At 62.4% G+C, this 16706-nt stretch carries 17 protein-coding genes; 4 read left to right on the plus strand and 13 right to left on the minus strand.

What is annotated here, in order from left to right; all coding sequences use genetic code 11:
* From C2I19_RS13085 to grpE, 3 genes are all read right to left on the minus strand, one after another.
* On the minus strand, positions 1-817 hold an 817-nt coding region (locus C2I19_RS13085), incomplete at its 3' end, for a molecular chaperone DnaJ (RefSeq protein WP_103903142.1).
* Positions 818-943: 126 nt separating this feature from the next.
* A complete protein-coding gene (gene dnaK, locus C2I19_RS13090) occupies positions 944-2866 on the minus strand; it encodes a molecular chaperone DnaK (protein WP_103903143.1) in 1923 nt (640 codons plus the stop codon).
* Between the two features lie 131 nt (positions 2867-2997).
* Positions 2998-3543 carry a nucleotide exchange factor GrpE gene (grpE, locus tag C2I19_RS13095; RefSeq protein WP_103903144.1) on the minus strand — a complete coding sequence of 182 codons (546 nt, stop codon included), beginning with the start codon at positions 3541-3543 and terminating at the stop codon, positions 2998-3000.
* Positions 3544-3992: 449 nt separating this feature from the next.
* Here grpE and aceA point away from each other — a divergent pair, with 449 nt between their 5' ends.
* The 3 genes from aceA to rraA all read left to right on the plus strand — a co-directional run bounded on the left by aceA (position 3993) and on the right by rraA (position 6338).
* Positions 3993-5291: an isocitrate lyase gene (gene aceA, locus C2I19_RS13100; RefSeq protein WP_103903145.1), complete on the plus strand. Its 1299-nt coding sequence runs from the start codon at positions 3993-3995 to the stop codon at positions 5289-5291.
* Positions 5292-5421: 130 nt separating this feature from the next.
* On the plus strand, positions 5422-5817 hold the full coding sequence (locus tag C2I19_RS13105; RefSeq protein WP_103903146.1) for a hypothetical protein: 396 nt from the start codon (positions 5422-5424) through the stop codon (positions 5815-5817).
* 41 nt (positions 5818-5858) lie between these two features.
* A complete protein-coding gene (rraA, locus tag C2I19_RS13110; protein WP_103903147.1) occupies positions 5859-6338 on the plus strand; it encodes a ribonuclease E activity regulator RraA in 480 nt (159 codons plus the stop codon).
* On the opposite strand, the gene C2I19_RS13115 is transcribed toward rraA, so the two are convergent.
* From C2I19_RS13115 to C2I19_RS13160, 10 genes are all read right to left on the minus strand, one after another.
* A complete protein-coding gene (locus tag C2I19_RS13115; protein ID WP_233201186.1) occupies positions 6335-6742 on the minus strand; it encodes a GFA family protein in 408 nt (135 codons plus the stop codon). The genes rraA and C2I19_RS13115 overlap by 4 nt on opposite strands.
* A 146-nt stretch (positions 6743-6888) precedes the next feature.
* Entirely contained in the window at positions 6889-7605 is a 717-nt protein-coding gene (locus tag C2I19_RS13120) for a tetratricopeptide repeat protein (protein ID WP_103903148.1), read from the minus strand.
* A gap of 43 nt (positions 7606-7648) precedes the next feature.
* Positions 7649-9646: a bifunctional 2',3'-cyclic-nucleotide 2'-phosphodiesterase/3'-nucleotidase gene (locus C2I19_RS13125; protein ID WP_233201187.1), complete on the minus strand. Its 1998-nt coding sequence runs from the start codon at positions 9644-9646 to the stop codon at positions 7649-7651.
* A 241-nt stretch (positions 9647-9887) separates the two neighbouring features.
* Positions 9888-10268 carry an aspartate 1-decarboxylase gene (gene panD / locus C2I19_RS13130; protein ID WP_043573938.1) on the minus strand — a complete coding sequence of 127 codons (381 nt, stop codon included), beginning with the start codon at positions 10266-10268 and terminating at the stop codon, positions 9888-9890.
* Positions 10269-10292: 24 nt separating this feature from the next.
* On the minus strand, positions 10293-11126 hold the full coding sequence (gene panC / locus C2I19_RS13135; RefSeq protein ID WP_103903149.1) for a pantoate--beta-alanine ligase: 834 nt from the start codon (positions 11124-11126) through the stop codon (positions 10293-10295).
* A 19-nt stretch (positions 11127-11145) separates the two neighbouring features.
* Entirely contained in the window at positions 11146-11934 is a 789-nt protein-coding gene (panB, locus tag C2I19_RS13140; protein ID WP_103903150.1) for a 3-methyl-2-oxobutanoate hydroxymethyltransferase, read from the minus strand.
* 50 nt (positions 11935-11984) lie between these two features.
* Positions 11985-12620 (minus strand): deoxynucleoside kinase, encoded by a 636-nt coding sequence (locus C2I19_RS13145; RefSeq protein ID WP_103903151.1) that lies wholly within the window; start codon positions 12618-12620, stop codon positions 11985-11987.
* Positions 12621-12643: 23 nt separating this feature from the next.
* On the minus strand, positions 12644-13132 hold the full coding sequence (folK, locus tag C2I19_RS13150) for a 2-amino-4-hydroxy-6-hydroxymethyldihydropteridine diphosphokinase (protein ID WP_103903152.1): 489 nt from the start codon (positions 13130-13132) through the stop codon (positions 12644-12646).
* Positions 13129-14484, minus strand: coding sequence for a polynucleotide adenylyltransferase PcnB (gene pcnB / locus C2I19_RS13155; protein ID WP_103903153.1), 1356 nt, complete (start codon positions 14482-14484; stop codon positions 13129-13131). The genes folK and pcnB overlap by 4 nt, the downstream gene beginning before the upstream one ends.
* 149 nt (positions 14485-14633) lie before the next feature.
* On the minus strand, positions 14634-15539 hold the full coding sequence (locus tag C2I19_RS13160; protein ID WP_103903154.1) for a LysR family transcriptional regulator: 906 nt from the start codon (positions 15537-15539) through the stop codon (positions 14634-14636).
* A 109-nt stretch (positions 15540-15648) separates the two neighbouring features.
* On the opposite strand from C2I19_RS13160, the gene C2I19_RS13165 reads away from it, so the two are divergent.
* The gene (locus C2I19_RS13165) at positions 15649-16662 is read left to right on the plus strand and encodes a zinc-binding alcohol dehydrogenase family protein (protein WP_103903155.1); all 1014 of its coding nucleotides are present in this window, start codon (positions 15649-15651) and stop codon (positions 16660-16662) included.
* Positions 16663-16706: the final 44 nt, after the last annotated feature.

The raw sequence follows: 16706 nt of genomic DNA on the forward strand, positions 1-16706 counted from the left end.
AGATCGGCATTTCGCAATGCAGGTCCACGCCATCGCGCTGGAAGACCGCGTGCGGCTTGATATGCGTGACCACATACAAATCGCCGGATGGGCCGCCGTTCTGTCCCGGCTCGCCTTCGCCGCCCAGACGGATGCGGTCGCCCTCGTCCACGCCGGCCGGAATCTTCACGTTCAGCGTCTTGGTGGTCTTCTTCTGGCCCGCGCCGTGGCAGCTGGTGCACGGATCGGTGATCTGCTTGCCGCTGCCGTGGCAGGTCGGGCAGGTTTGCTGGATGGAGAAGAAGCCCTGGCTCATCCGCACCTGGCCATGGCCGCCGCAAGTGGAGCAGGTCTTGGGCTGGGTACCCGGCTTGGCGCCGCTGCCGTTGCACACGCCGCAGGACTCGTGCGACGGGATGCGGATTTGCTTCTCGCAGCCGCGCGCCGCCTCTTCCAGCGTGATTTCCATGTTGTAGCGCAAATCGGCGCCGCGGTAGACGTTGGAACGCCCGCCGCCCTGGCCGCCGCGGCCGCCGCCGAAGATGTCGCTGAAGATGTCGGCGAAATCGCCGAAGCCGCCAAACCCCTGGCCGCCGCCGGCGCCGGCTTGCGGGTCCACCCCGGCATGGCCGAACTGGTCATAGGCGCTGCGTTTCTGGCTGTCGGACAGGATCTCGTAGGCCTCTTTGACCTCCTTGAACTTGTCCTCGGCTTCCTTGCTGTCCGGATTGCGGTCCGGGTGATACTTCATCGCCAGCTTGCGATAGGCCTTCTTGATGTCGTCGTCGGACGCATCGCGATTGACGCCCAGCACATCGTAGAAATCTTTTTTCGACATTGTCATTCGCTTTCAGAATTGTCCGGAACCGCTCCGCACAATCGCTCGTCTTGATACGGCAAAGGCACAGGGGCAGGCGGAGACGGCTCCCCCATTCCCTGTGCCCCAATCAGTGAAGACTAACGCTTACTTCTTGTCTTTCACTTCTTCGAACTCGGCGTCCACCACATTGCCGTCGTCCTTCTTGTCGCCGGCGGCTTGCGCGCCCTCCGCGCCGCCTTCAGCCTGAGCGGCTTGGGCGTACATGATCTCGCCCAGCTTCTGGCTGGCCTTGGCCAGTTCTTCGGCCTTGGCTTCGATGGCTTCCTTGTCGTCGCTCTTCACCACTTCCTCGGCCGCCTTGATGGCGTCTTCGATCTTGGCTTTTTCGTCGGCGCCGATCTTGTCGCCATGCTCGGACAGAGACTTCTTGATGCTGTGGATCAGGCCTTCGGCGTGGTTGCGCGCGGTCACCAGCTCGTGCAGCTTCTTGTCTTCCTCGGCGTTGGCTTCGGCGTCCTTCACCATGCGCTCGATTTCAGCTTCGGACAGGCCGCTCGATGCCTGGATGGTGATGTTGGCCTGCTTGCCGGAAGCCTTGTCCTTGGCGGACACGTGCAGAATGCCGTTGGCGTCGATGTTGAACTCGACCTCGATCTGCGGAATGCCGCGCGGCGCCGGCGGGATGTCGCCCAGATTGAACTGGCCCAGCGACTTGTTGGCGGCTGCCTTCTCGCGCTCGCCCTGCAGCACGTGGATGGTCACCGCGGTCTGGTTGTCGTCGGCGGTGGAGAAGGTTTGCGACGCCTTGGTCGGGATGGTGGTGTTCTTCTGAATCAGCTTGGTCATCACGCCGCCCAGGGTTTCGATGCCCAGCGACAGCGGAGTCACGTCCAGCAGCAGCACGTCCTTGCGGTCGCCCGACAGCACGGAGCCCTGGATGGCGGCGCCTACGGCCACGGCTTCGTCCGGGTTCACGTCCTTGCGCGGTTCCTTGCCGAAGAACTCCTTGACCGCGTCCTGCACCTTGGGCATGCGGGTCTGGCCGCCGACCAGGATCACGTCGGTGATGTCGGACAGCGACACGCCGGCGTCCTTCAGGGCCACGCGGCAAGGCTCGATCGAGCGGGCGATCAGGTCATCCACCAGGCTTTCGAACTTGGCGCGGGTGATCTTCATCGCCAAGTGCTTCGGACCGGTGGCGTCCATGGTGATGTACGGCAGGTTCACTTCGGTCTGGGTAGCCGAGGACAGCTCGATCTTGGCCTTTTCAGCGGCTTCCTTCAGACGTTGCAGCGCCATCACGTCCTTCTTCAGATCGACGCCTTGTTCTTTCTTGAACTCGGTGACGATGTAGTCGATCACGCGCTGGTCGAAGTCTTCGCCGCCCAGGAAGGTGTCGCCGTTGGTCGACAGCACTTCGAACTGGTGCTCGCCATCCACGTCGGCGATTTCAATGATGGACACGTCGAAGGTGCCGCCGCCCAGGTCATATACCGCGATCTTGCGGTCGCCCTCTTGCTTGGCCAGGCCGAAGGCCAGCGCGGCCGCGGTCGGCTCGTTGATGATGCGCTTCACTTCCAGGCCGGCGATGCGGCCGGCATCCTTGGTGGCCTGGCGCTGGCTGTCGTTGAAGTAGGCCGGCACGGTGATCACGGCTTCGGTCACTTCTTCGCCCAGATAATCTTCGGCGGCCTTCTTCATCTTGCGCAGCACTTCGGCGGAGATTTGCGGCGGAGCCAGTTCCTGCTCGCGCACCTTCACCCAAGCGTCGCCGTTCTTGGCCTTCAGGATTTCGAAAGGCATCAGGTCGATGTCCTTCTGCACTTCCTTGTCTTCGAAGCGGCGGCCGATCAGGCGCTTGGCGGCGTAAATGGTGTTCTTCGGATTGGTCACGGCCTGGCGCTTGGCCGGCGCGCCCACCAGGATCTCGCCGTCCTCGACGTAGGCGATGATGGACGGGGTGGTGCGGTTGCCTTCGGCGTTTTCGATGACTTTCGGGTTGCCGCCTTCTACGACTGCCACGCAGGAGTTGGTGGTGCCCAGGTCGATACCGATGATTTTACCCATGATGTATTCCTTTTCTCTATTCGTTCCGGCTTTGGCTTGTCTGATAGCCAGAGCCTGTTGTCTCAATAAATATTGGCTATGCCGATCTTTTCAAGAGTCTGCCGGCAGCCTTTTTCATGCCTGGGCTTTTTTTATGCCTTGGCCTTGGCCACCACCACCATGGCCGGACGCAGCACGCGGTCCGCCAGTTGATAGCCCTTCTGCATCACGCGCACCACGGTGTTCGGCTCGGCGTCGGACGCTTCCGCGCTCATGGCTTGGTGCTGGTGCGGGTCCAGCTTGTCGCCGGCCTTGGGCGCGATGTCCTTGATCTGCGCCTTGTCGAAAGCGGAGACCAGCTGCTTCAGCGTCATGTCCACGCCCATCTTCAGGGTGTCTATCTGGCCGCTCTGGTCCAGCAGCGCCATTTCCAGATAATCCTTAACCGTCACCAGCTCCGCGGCGAACTTGCCAATGGCGTATTTGTGCGCGGCAGCCACTTCTTCCTGAGCGCGGCGGCGCTGGTTGTCCAGCTCGGCGCGCGCGCGCAGCAGGGTGTCGTTCAGTTCGGCGATTTCGGCTTCCAGCCCGGCGATATGCTGCTCGGGCGTCTGCTCCAGCTCGGTATGCGCCGCGCTGGCAGTATCGGTCATTTCTTTGTCTGCGGCTTCAGCGGCCGGGTTCTGGTTTTCTTGCATGACGTTTCCTCGGAATTACACCGGCTAAATTGATGTCCAGACCCAAGGTAGGGCCTTTCGCGGCGATTTCAAGCCCTATTTTGCATTGCCTCCATCTTGAGACAAATCTGTCGCATGCGCACATTCCAACCGTCATTTTTTCGCATTGCCAACATTTTTGAACCATCAAGATTCGTTTAAATAGCCAGTCTGTTAGCTTATGAAAACACGGGATTTTTTTGTTGCTGCAGCGCACACAACGCGATTTTTTTGTGCATATAATGGCCCCACATTGAGCAGGAAACCGCTCCGGCGGGGCATATGCCGCGCCGCGGGCGGACCGGGAAAATCGGACCGACCCGGTTCGGTTTTCGAAAATAAATCCGGCACACCGGATACGGCTTGACCGCTATTGAGGACGCCGGCTTCGCCCGGCGAGCACAGAAACGCTTCGAGAAGGGTTACACAACATGACGACTCGCGAACAACGCATTGCAGCCATCCAAAAAGACTGGGACGAAAACCCGCGCTGGAAAGGCATCAAGCGTGGCTACACCGCCGCCGACGTCGAGCGCCTGCGCGGCTCGCTGCAGGTTGAACATACGCTGGCCCGCAGCGGCGCCGAAAAGCTGTGGAATCTGGTCAACAACGAACCCTACATCAACTGTCTGGGCGCGCTGACCGGCGGCCAGGCCATGCAGCAGGTAAAAGCCGGCGTCAAGGCCATCTATCTGTCCGGCTGGCAAGTGGCCGCCGACAACAACGAATACTCGGCCATGTATCCGGACCAGTCGCTGTATCCGGTGGACTCCGTGCCCAAGGTAGTGGAGCGCATCAACAACGCCTTCACCCGCGCCGACGAAATCCAGCACGCCAAGGGCCTTGAGGCCGGCGACAAGGGTTATGTCGACTACTTCGCCCCCATCGTGGCCGACGCCGAAGCCGGCTTCGGCGGCGTGCTGAACGCCTACGAGCTGATGAAGTCCATGATCCGCGCCGGCGCCGCCGGCGTGCACTTCGAAGACCAGCTGGCTTCGGTCAAGAAGTGCGGCCACATGGGCGGCAAGGTGCTGGTGCCGACTCAGGAAGCGATCCAGAAGCTGATCGCCGCGCGCCTGGCGGCCGACGTCTACGGCGTGCCCACCCTGGTGATCGCCCGCACCGACGCGGAAGCGGCGGACCTGCTGACCAGCGACGTGGACGCCAACGACGAGCCCTTCCTGACCGGCGAACGCACCGCGGAAGGCTTCTACAAGACCAAGAAGGGTCTGGAGCAAGCCATCAGCCGCGCCGTGGCCTACGCCGACTACGCCGACCTGGTATGGTGCGAAACCGGCACGCCGGACCTGGAATTCGCCCGCAAGTTCGCGGAAGCAGTCCATGCCAAGCACCCGGGCAAGCTGCTGGCCTACAACTGCTCGCCGTCGTTCAACTGGAGAAAGAACCTGGACGACGCCACCATCGCCAAGTTCCAGCGCGAGCTGGGCGCCATGGGTTACAAATACCAGTTCATCACGCTGGCCGGCATCCACAGCATGTGGTTCAACATGTACGACCTGGCGCAAGACTACGTGGCGCGCGGCATGTCCGCCTACGTCGAGAAAGTGCAGGAGCCGGAATTCGCCGCGCGCGAGCGCGGCTACACCTTCGTGTCCCACCAGCAGGAAGTGGGCACCGGCTACTTCGACGACGTGACCACCGTGATCCAGGGCGGCGCCTCCAGCGTCACCGCGCTGACCGGCTCCACCGAGGAAGAACAGTTCCACTAAACCGTCACAAACGGGGACAAAAACCGGCTACAACGCCGGTTTTTTTATTTACCAATAAATGACAAAATCATTTTCAGTCCATTTTGGATTATCAAATAACAAATCAAACCAAACTTAGGAGACTTGGAAAATGAAAAAAACTCTCGCCGCCAGCCTGATCGTAGCCAGCAGCCTGTGCTTCACCGGCTGCACCTCCATGCGCGTCATCGCGGACAACCAGCAAGCCCTATCCAGCCTGGCCGCGCCGCAGCAGAACCAATTGAAAGCCGGCGACAAGATCAGTCTCAAGACCACCGACGGCAAAGAATACACCCTGATCCTGAGCGCCATCGATCAGCAAGGCCTGGAGGGCAAGCTTGCAGATAGCGAGCTTGCCACGCGGCTTCCTTGGCAACATATCAGCGCGATACAGAAAAACGAGATTGATGGAGTCAAAACAGCAGGTTTGGTTTTATTGCTTGCCGGACTGACGGTTGGCGTTGTCTCCGGGATACAGCATATGTTCAGCGGCATGTTCGGCAGTTAAAGAGATAGGCTGCGCTTAATCACGCATACAAGGAGAGCGGCATGAAATACGCCACCACCGATCTTTGCGACACTTTCGAAAATGAAGTTCATGTTTTGGACCCGATTTTCCAGTCATACGGCGGCCATGCCCGTTTCCACGGCCAGATCGTCACCTTGAAGCTGTTCGAGGACAATAGCCTGGTGCGGCAGACGCTGGGCGAGAATGGCCAGGGCAAGGTGCTGGTGGTGGACGGCGGCGGCTCCCGCCGCTGCGCGCTGCTGGGCGATCAATTGGGCGAACTCGCGGTGAAGAACGGTTGGGCAGGCCTGGTGATAGACGGCTGCGTGCGCGACAGCGCGGCGCTGGGCCAGCTGCCGCTGGGCGTCAAGGCGCTGGCGACCCATCCGCGAAAATCCGTGAAGCTGGGCAGCGGCCAAAAGGATTTGCCGGTGCGCATCGCTGGATGCGACATCGCGCCTGGCCAATGGCTGTATGCCGATGAAGACGGCGTGATCGTGGCGGAACGAGAGCGGGCCTAGCCGCCGCTGCGCTGATGCACCGGCAGCGCGCTCTGGGCGCTGGCGGTGCCCCATTCCAGACGCTGCTCCCACCAAGTATGGTGCTCCGGCACCAGAAGCTCCGGCGTATCCAGAGACGCCGCCGTGACGTCGATCTCTTCCGGGTCCGATTCGTGGAAATAGGTCAGCGTCGAGCCGCAGTGCGGGCAAAAGCCGCGGGACACCGCCGCCGACGAATGGTATTGCACCGGCTTTTCGCCGCGCCACTCCAACTCAAGCACCCGCACGGTGAACCAGGTGACGAAGGCCGCTCCGCTGGCGCGCCGGCAACTGCGGCAATGGCAGTGCGTCACATGGTAGGGCATGCCGCGCAGACGGTATCTGACTGCGCCGCACAAGCAACCGCCGGTCAATCCCATTGCCATGCCGTCCTCCCTATCGCAGCATCGTCTACGCCGGCACTCGCCGGCTCCGTGCTTTCACTATGCCCCAGCCATGCTGCAGGCGCAAAAAAAACGCGCCGGCCAGATAAGCGGCAGGCGCGTTGCGGACCACTATCGTCACACTTTCGTCAAAAAACCTCGGACTCGAAGTCGTGGATGGCGTGCGCGGTCAGGTTGAACAGCTCGGAAGCCTTGATTTCATCTCGCGGCAGCCCCAAATCGCCGGATTGGTAGGCCATGGCCAGCGTCTGCAAGGCAGCCGGCATTTCCAGCCTGGCCGCCTTTTCATACCAGCCGCGCGCGCGCGCGATATCCGCCTTGACGCCCTGCCCCTCCTGATACGCGATGCCAAGCTGGAACATCGCCTCCGCGCTGCCGCCCGCCGCAGCCTGCTCGAACCAGCGATGAGCCGTCGACATATCGCCTGCCTCCTTGGCCCGCAGGCCTAGCACGCACGCCGCGCCAGGATTCTCCCGCTCCGCCGCTACATGCAGCCAGTGGCTGGACTGGGCGCGGCTGGCCGCCACGCCCACCCCCTTGGCGTAAAGCCGTGCCAAGCGGAAGGCGGCCGGGCCGCTGCCCCACTCCGCCGCGCGCTGGAGCCACGGCGCGGCCTGCGCCCAACCTTTGGGCGTATCGGCGGCGGCATAGGCCTCAGCCAGGCTGAGCGCCGCCGCAGGGTTGCGCGCGCCAGCCCATTCCACCAGATGGGACCATGCCGCCGCGTCTCCCGCGAAAACGGCTTGCTGCTTCGCCTCATCCAGTTGCGCCTGGCTTGGACGGCCGGCGCAGCCAAGCAGCGCCAGGCACAACGCGGCGAGGGGGATCAGATTTCTATTGAACATCTCTCTTCCACAGGAGGCGGCGCCAGCCGCCTCCCCTCCTGGCTTACTGGCTCAGATCGACTTGGTAGTCGCCGGTGCCATCGCCCTTGTCGGCGCCTCCGCTGAGACCCTTGATGCCTGCCGCCTGCGCCAGCGGCAACTGATTGGCGATGCTGTTGAAACGCAGCGGCGCGGCCGTCTTCACCTTGACGAAGCTCCACGGACGCGTGGAGCCGTACTGGGCGAAACCAAGGTTGCCATTGGCCTTGATGTAGGCGATCAGCACATCGCGGTTGGCGTCCGGCGCCTGGATGATGGTCTTGGTGCCGTCTATGCCGGGGAAGCTGCCGCCGCCGCTGGCGCGATAGTTATTGGTCGCCACCACGAACTGCTGGGCGGGATCAACCGGCGCGCCGTTATAGGTCAGATTGACGATGCGGTTATTTACAGGCTTGGTAACGTCGATCTGATATTGCACGCCGTACATCACATCGAAATTGAATACCTGATATTTGGAATTCAACAAGTCCTGCGTTGCAGTCGCCGTCGGATCGATAACGTTGAACATCCCTGCCGATTGTTCCAGCCAGTTCTTCAGGTCCGCGCCCGTTACCTTCACCGCCTGCACCGTGTTCGGGTACAGGTAAAGATCGGCCGCGTTGTTGATGGCGATGGCGCCCTTCTGCACATCGGTGTAGTCGCTGGCGCCGTTGCGACCGGCCTTGAACGGCGCGGACACAGACAACACCGGCAAGGAGGCGTACTGCGGCAGGTTGGTCTGGATGTATTTCTTGACGTAGTCCTGCTGCGCCATATTGACGATCTGCACCGCGCTGACGTCGCCCAACAGGGCGAAATAGGTGTTCATGCGGAAATCGGTGCTGCCTATCGGCGTCTTGACATAGTTGATGGTGCCCTGATGCTCTGCCGCCACCAGTTGGCCCACCTTCGCGTCCGCCGCCACGTACGAACCATCCGCGTTCTTGATCGAACGCGTTTCCACCGAAGTCTTGTCGTTCTGCACCACCCACTTGCCGCCGCTGAATTTCAGCGTCAGATGGATCAGGCCCAGGCGATTGCCCCAGTTGCCGCCCATCACCGTGGGCACGCCGTTGACGAAACCCTTGGTATTGTCCACACCCTGCATATTATTGAACTGCGAGCTGGCGACGCCCGGATTCGGGAAGATATCGTGCGAGTGGCCGATCAGCAGCGCGTCTATGCCGGTCTTAGTCAAATGCCAGCTGCCGTTTTCCATGGTCGGGCTATAGGCGGACGGATCCAGGCCCCCGTGCGACAGCGCCACCACCAAATCGGCGCCCTGCTGACGCATTTGCGGGATATAGGTTTGCGCCGTTTCCTTCACGCCGGCCGTAATCACCTGGCCTTGCAGGTTCTTTTTGTCCCAATCCATGATGGTGGGCGGCGTGAAACCGATCACGCCTATGCTCAACGGCACCTGAATCACCGTGCCATTCGGCGCGACGCCGCTGAAAGTGCGCTTCAGCATGGTGTAAGGCTGAAAAATCGGTTTGCCGTCGGCCAGATTATTGACGTTGGCCAACACCAGCGGATATGACGGCGCGCCGCAACCATTGGGCTTGCTGATATTGTTCAGCCGAAAATCGGTGTTGGTGACCTGGGACAAGAAAGGCAGGCCGTAATTGAATTCGTGGTTGCCTATGGTGCCGGCATCGTACTTCAGGTAATTCATCACCTTGTGCACGGCCAAGGTATCGGCGCATTTCACTGGATTGACCGCCGCCTGATAATCGCCCAGCGCCGTGCCTTGAATCAGATCGCCGTCATCCAGCAGCAGATTATTGGGATACTGCGCGCGCGCCTGCTGAATCAGCGTAGCCGCCCGCTCCAAACCAAACGATGGATTGGCCGCCAGTTTGTAATAATCGTAGCTGAGTACGTTTTGATGGATATCGGTGGTTTCCAGCAGCGTCACATCGACCGTACTGCCTTCCGCCGGTTGGTTATTGGCGGTTGTAGAACAGCCCGACAACAAGACCAATGCAGCCAAGCCTGGCCAGGCTAAGTTTCTCATTTTCATCACAATGCCTTTCTTGTTTTAAGCGGGCTTTTTTTGCCCAACGGCATTGTATGCTTTATTTCAAGACAAATATTCGCAATCAAATGAACTTTGTGTTTCAGGACAAGAAAAAAATCAACTCAGCCCTTGAAGAAAACGATTGATCGACAATTAAAAACAACTTACTCGATAAATTATCAAATATCAGAAAATCATAAAAAAAGCCGCTCCCATGAGCGGCTCGCGCAATGCCATGACAGGCTTACGCCGGCTGCGTCGGCGTGGCGCCTTTGACTTCGGTCAGCCGGTTGTCGCCGTCGACGAACACCAGCTTGGGCGAGTGGTTCTTCAGCTCCGCGTCTTCGTATTGGGCGAAGGAGGCGATGATCAGCAGATCGCCCGGCGCGGCGCGGCGCGCGGCGGAGCCGTTGACCGAGATCACGCCGGAGCCGCGTTCGGCCTTGATGGCGTAGGTGGCGAAGCGCTCGCCGTTGGTGACGTTCCAGATCTGCACTTCTTCGTATTCGAGGATGTCCGCCGCTTCCAGCAGGTTCTCGTCGATGGCGCAGGAGCCGATGTAATGCAGCTCGGCATGCGTGGTGGTCACGCGATGGAGCTTGGACTTGAGCATATTGCGTTGCATGAAGCTTTTCCTTCTCGTCCCGGCTTAACGGAACACTTCGATATTGTCGATCAGACGGGTCTTGCCCAAGCGCGCGGCAGCCAGGACCACCAGGCGCTTTTCGCCGGCGTGGGCGATTTCCAGCGTGTCGGCCTGGCGCACTTCCACATAGTCCACCACCCAGCCGGCGGCGGACAGGTCGTCGCGCGCGGATTGTTCCAGCGCCGCGTAGTCCTGGCTGCCGGCCAGCAAGCCGTCGCGAATCGCAGTCAGATTGCGATACAGCCTGGGCGCTTCGGCGCGCTCCTCGGCGGACAGGTAGCCGTTGCGCGAGGACAGCGCCAGGCCGTCGCCGGCGCGTCCAGTGTCCACCGGCACGATGGCGATGGGCGAGTTCAAGTCGTCCACCATGGCCTGGATCACATGCAGCTGCTGGTAGTCTTTCTTGCCGAAACAGGCGACATCCGGCTGCACGATATTGAACAGCTTGGTCACCACGGTGGCCACGCCGCGGAAGTGGCCGGGGCGGAAGGCGCCGCACAGCTCGTTCTGGATGTGCGGCGGCTCCACGTTGAAATCCTGCCTCACGCGCGGATACAGCTCGCGCTCGTCCGGGAAGAACAGCGCGTCCGCGCCGGCTGTGCGCAGCTTGTCGCAATCGGACTCGAATGTGCGCGGATAGGCGTCGAAGTCTTCGCCCTGGCCGAATTGCAGCCGGTTGACGAAGATGCTGACGACGACCTTGTCCGCTTGTTCGCGGGCGGCCTTGACCAGGGCCAGATGCCCCTCGTGCAGATTGCCCATGGTGGGCACGAATGCCAGCTTGCCGGCTTGCTTGCGCCAGGCCCGCATAGCGGCCACGCTACGGATGATTTCCATCGCTTGCAGTCTCCCGGGCTTAGTAAGTGTGTTCCGCGGTCGGGAAGGTCTTGTCCTTCACCGCCTGGATATAGGCCTGGACAGCGCCCTGGATGCTGCCCGCCTCGTCCATGAAGTTCTTGACGAACTTGGCCTTTTTGCCCGGATACACGCCCAACATGTCTTGCAACACCAATACCTGGCCGGAGGTGTCCGCGCCCGCGCCTATGCCGATGGTCGGCGTATCGATGGTTTCCGTGATTTCCTTGGCCAGCGCCGCCGGCACGCATTCCATCACAATCAGGCTGGCGCCGGCCTCGGACAGCGCCTTGGCGTCATTCATGACGCGTTGCGCGTCGTCGCCGCGGCCTTGCACGCGATAGCCGCCAAAAGCGTTGACGAACTGCGGCGTCAGCCCGATATGCGAACACACCGGAATGCCGCGCTCCACCAGGAAGCGTGTGGTCTCGGCCATATAGGCGCCGCCCTCCAGCTTCACCATGTGGGCGCCGGCCTGCAACAGGCGGGCGGCATGGGCGAAGGCCTGCTGCGGCGTTTCCTGATAGGCGCCGAAAGTCATGTCGCCCAGGATCAGCGCGTTCTTGGAGCCGCGCGCCACGCAGCGGATGTGGTAAAGCATGTCCGCTTCGCTGACCGGCAGCGTGGAGTCCACGCCCTGCATCACCGGGCCCAAGGAGTCGCCGACCAGCAGGATTTCCACGCCGGCCTCGTCCAGCAAACTGGCGAAGCTGGCGTCGTAACAGGTCAGCATGGTGATCTTCTGGCCTTCCGCGGCCAACTTGTGCAGGGTATTGACGGTTATTTTCATATCTCGACTTCCTCGTGTTCCATCTACGGCGCCACGCGGAGAACTCCGTATCAGGCGCTCTTGTTGAAATAACTGCGTTGACCGCGCATTTCCGCGATGCAGCGGATCAATAACTCGAAGTCCTCGTCGCCGTCCACCAGATTCAAGTGGTCGGTGTTGACTATCAGCAACGGCGCGGCCTCGTACTGATGGAAAAATTCGCTGTATGCGGCGTGGACGCGCTTGAGATAGCCCTCGGGAAAGTTCACCTCGTAATCGATGGCGCGCGCCGCCACCCGCTGCAGCAGAATATCCTCAGACGCCTGCAGATAGATCACCAGATCCGGCACCGGGTATTCCGGCAGCGCCAGCCGGGCCAGGCGGCGGTACAGCGCCAGCTCGTGCTCGTCCAGATTCATCCGCGCGAACAGCTCATCCTTCTCGAACAGGAAGTCCGACACCAGCGGCGCAGCCATCAAGTCGCCCTGCAGCATATCGCGGGCGATGTCCGCGCGCTGCGTCAGGAAGCTGAGCTGGGTGGACAGCGCGTGCGCCGGCATATTGCGGTAGAAGCGCGGCAAGAACGGATTGGCGGCCGGGTCTTCCGCCTTCAGCTGCACGCCCCAGTAGGCAGACAGCCGCTGGGCCAGGGAAGATTTGCCGGAGCCTATCGGCCCCTCTACCGCCACATATCGCAGTTGACTCATATTGCTCCAGTTCCGGCGCGGACTCAGCGGGCCGCGTCCAGCTTTTCTATGCCGTCGCAGGCCAGCGCGGCAGCCAGCGCCGCCACGTCTCCTACGCCTGGCAGCGTCTTGCCGCCGGCGATCTCAGCCAGCGGCACCATGACGAAAGCGCGATCGCGCATGCGCGGATGCGGCAGGATCAGCTCCGGCCCATCCGATATGACGCCATCGTAATACAAAAGGTCAAGATCTAGAACCCTGGGCGCGTTGCGGAAACTGCGCTCGCGGCCAAAGCGTTGTTCTATGGCGAATAGCTCGGCCAGCAGTTCCGCCGGCGGCAGCGCGGTATCCAGCGCCGCCACGGCGTTGATGAAATCGGGCTGATCGGCATAGCCGACCGGCGCGGTGCGGTAGAGCGAGGAGTGGCGAAGCAGCGCGCTGCCGGGCAAATGGCCGAGGGCCGCGAGCGCGGCCCTCACCTGCTGGTCCGGCTGCTCCAGATTGCTGCCCAGAGCCACATAGGCCAGCGTCACTCGGCGCTCTCCCCGCCGCCGCCCTCGGGCTTGCGGCGTCCGCCGCTGCGGCGGCGGCGGCGCTTCTTGGCCGGTTCCTCGGCGCCGCCTTCCTTGGCTTCGGCGATCAGGCGCTCGCAGCCGGCGCCGTCGGCGCGCTGGAATTCCTCCCACCAGCTCACCAGCTCACGCGGCACTTCGCCGGCCTCGCTACGCAAGGCCAGGAAATCATAGGCGGCGCGGAAACGCGGCTGCTCCAGGAAACGATACGGGCGCGCTCCGGTGCGGTTGTCGAACCGCGCCTGCAAAGTCCAGATTTCACGCATGGTCACGCTGAAGCGGCGCGGAATGGCCAAATCATTCTCTTGCTCGGACTCGACATCGTCGATGGCGGCCATCAGCGCCGGCAGGCTCTTTTCGCCCTCGGCGACGCGGCGTTGCCAGCCCTGGTTCACCTGGCGCCACAGCAAGGTAGCCAGCAGAAAGCCGACGGAAATCGGCTTGTCCGCGCGCAGGCGGGCGTCGGTGCTCTCCAGGCTCAGCCGCAGGAAGGCGTCATCGCCCTTGTCGTCCATCACCGCGTCCAACAGCGGGAACACGCCCCGCGCCAGCCCCTCGTCGCGCAGCTTTTTCAAGCAGGCGTAGGCCTGGCCGGACATCAGGAGCTTCAGCATCTCGTCGAACAGACGCGCCCCCGGCTCTTTCTTCAACAGATGCGCGTGGGCGCGGATGGGCTTCTTGGTGTCTTCATCGATCTCGAAGCCCAGCTTGGCCGCCAGACGCACCGCGCGCAGCATGCGCACCGGGTCTTCCTGATAGCGGCGGGCCGGCTGGCCTATCATCACCAGCTTCTTCGCGTGCAGGTCCTTGACGCCGTGGTGGTAGTCGATGACGGTTTCGTCGGACGGATCGTAGAACAGCGCGTTGACGGTGAAATCTCGGCGGTGCGCGTCTTCTTCCTGGCTGCCGAAGCTGTTGTCGGCCATGATGCGGCCGGTTTCATTGGTATCGTCCACGCTGCCGCCGCGGAAGGTGGTCACCTCTATGGTTTCCGGGCCCATCATCACGTGCACGATGCGGAAACGGCGGCCGATGATGCGGGAGCGGCGGAACAGGTGATGCACCTGCTCCGGCGTGGCATTGGTGGCCACGTCGAAATCCTTGGGCGACACGCCCAGCATCAGGTCGCGCACGGCGCCGCCCACCACGTAGGCGGCGTAGCCGGCTTCCTGCAGGCGGCTGGTCACGCGCACGGCGGCGTGGCTCAGCTGGTCGCGGCGGATGCCGTGCTGCGGCAGCGGATAGACGCGCGGCTTGCCGCGGCGCTTGCCCATGGGCAGTTCCAGAACTTTACGGATTAGCTTGCGGATCATGTGGTGGAAGATTGTGACTTGGAATGCGGGATTCGCAAGATTAGGGAATCAAGGTCGCGATTATAGCCCGAATCTTTACGGAAAATACACATCGAGGCCTCCCGCTTTCGAAACTAGTTTCAAGATGGACTGTCCCGGTAACCATAGCATTATGGCTCAGCCAGATAGCTCGCCAGACAGCTTTGCAAATGTTCTCGCAGCGCGGCCACCGCCGGCGACAGCATCAGCCGGTGCGGCGTCACCAGATAGAGCGGCGCAGCCTCCGTCTCATACCCCTCCAGCAGGGGCTGCAGCCGGCCGCCGCGCAAATCGGCCAGCACGTCCAGCCGCGACTTGTAGGCGATGCCTCTTCCCTCCAGCGCCCAGCGTCGCACGATCTCGCCGTCGTCGCTCATCCAGCGCCCGGCCACCGCCACCGCCAGCCGCTCGCCGCCGCGCGCGAAGCTCCAGCGCTCATGCACCGCCTCGCCCAACACCAGCCGCAAGCACTCGCGGCCGCGCAGTCCCTGCGGCGCATCCAGCGCGCCATGGCGGGCCAGGTAATCCGGCGCGGCGCACAGCACGCGCCGGTTGTCCGGCGCCAGCGGCAGCGCCACCAGGCTGGAGTCCTCCGGCACGCCGTAACGCAACGCCACGTCCACCGGCTGGCGGTATAGATCCGCCACCCGGTCGCTGACGCGCAGTTGCAGGCTTAGCCCCGGGTGACGCGCCAGGAAGTCGTCCAGCCAAGGCCGGAGCGCATTGCGCCCCAGATCCGAGGGCATGGACAAGGACAGGCTGCCCGACAGCGCCTGCCTGTCCTGCGCCAGCGCCTGACCGCCGGCCTGCACCGCGCTCAGCGCCGTCCGGGCATGTTCAAGGTAGCGCTCGCCGGCCAGCGTCAGCCGCAAGCTGCGGGTGGAGCGCGCCAGCAGTTGCGCGCCCACTTCAGCCTCCAGCCGCTTCAGCGCGGCGCTGGCCACTGCCGGACTCAAATCCAGCTGCCGCGCCGCCGCCGACAGGCTGCCTAGGTCCGCTGCGCGGATGAACACCTGCAAATCGTCCAATCTGACCATTTTTATCAAAAATTTTTTGAAACTGATTCCGATTTTAGCTGGATTTTAAGAAATTGAAATCGCCCTACCATGCAGCCATCGATCACCCCAGCAGCAAAGGACACTGCAAATGAAAGCCGTCGCTTACTACCAAAGCCTGCCCATCTCCCACCCGGAAGCGTTGCTGGATATCCAGCTGCCCGAACCCGCCATCGGCGAGCATGACCTGCTGGTCGAAGTGAAAGCCATCTCCGTCAACCCGGTGGATGTGAAAGTCCGCGCCAATATGGCGCCGGAGGCCGGCCAGGCCCGCGTGCTGGGCTGGGATGCCGCCGGCGTCGTGCGCGCCGTGGGCGCCAAAGTCAGCCTATTCCAGCCGGGCGACCGCGTCTGGTACGCCGGCGCCCTGCAACGCCCCGGCGCCAACAGCGAGCTGCACGCGGTGGATGAGCGCATCGTCGGCCGCATGCCGGACAGCCTGGATTTCGAAACCGCCGCAGCCCTGCCCTTGACCGCCATCACCGCCTGGGAGCTGCTGTTCGACCGTCTGCAAGTGCTGGCCAACCGCCAGCCCGCCGGCAAGAAGCTGCTGGTGGTCGGCGCCGCCGGCGGCGTCGGCTCCATCCTGGTGCAGCTGGCGCGCAGGCTCACCGGCCTCACCGTGATCGGCACCGCCTCGCGGCCGGAAACCCAGGCCTGGGTGGCGGAACTGGGCGCGCACCACGTGATCGACCATCGCCAGCCGCTGAGCCGGGAGCTGAAGCGCATCGGCATCGAACACGTGGATTACGTCGCCAGCCTGAACCAGACCGACCAGCACTTCGCCGAAATCGTCGAGGCGCTGGCGCCGCAAGGCAAGCTCGCCTTGATCGACGACCCGGCCGCGCTGGATATTTCCCAGCTCAAGCGCAAGAGCCTTTCTCTGCACTGGGAGTTCATGTACACGCGCTCCATGTTCGCTACCGACGACCAGATCGAGCAGCACAAACTGCTGACCGAGCTCGCGCGGCTGGTGGACGCCGGCATCGTCAAGAGCACAGCGGCCGAGCGCTTCGGCGCGATCAACGCCGCCAACCTCAAGCGCGCCCACGCTTTGCTGGAGAGCAACGCCGCCAAGGGCAAGATCGTGCTGTCCGGTTTCTAAGCCCATCTCATCGACGCCATCGGCCGCTTAGCGCGGCCTTTTCA

The sequence above is a fragment of the Chromobacterium alticapitis genome, from assembly GCF_002924365.1.
GTDB lineage: Bacteria > Pseudomonadota > Gammaproteobacteria > Burkholderiales > Chromobacteriaceae > Chromobacterium > Chromobacterium alticapitis.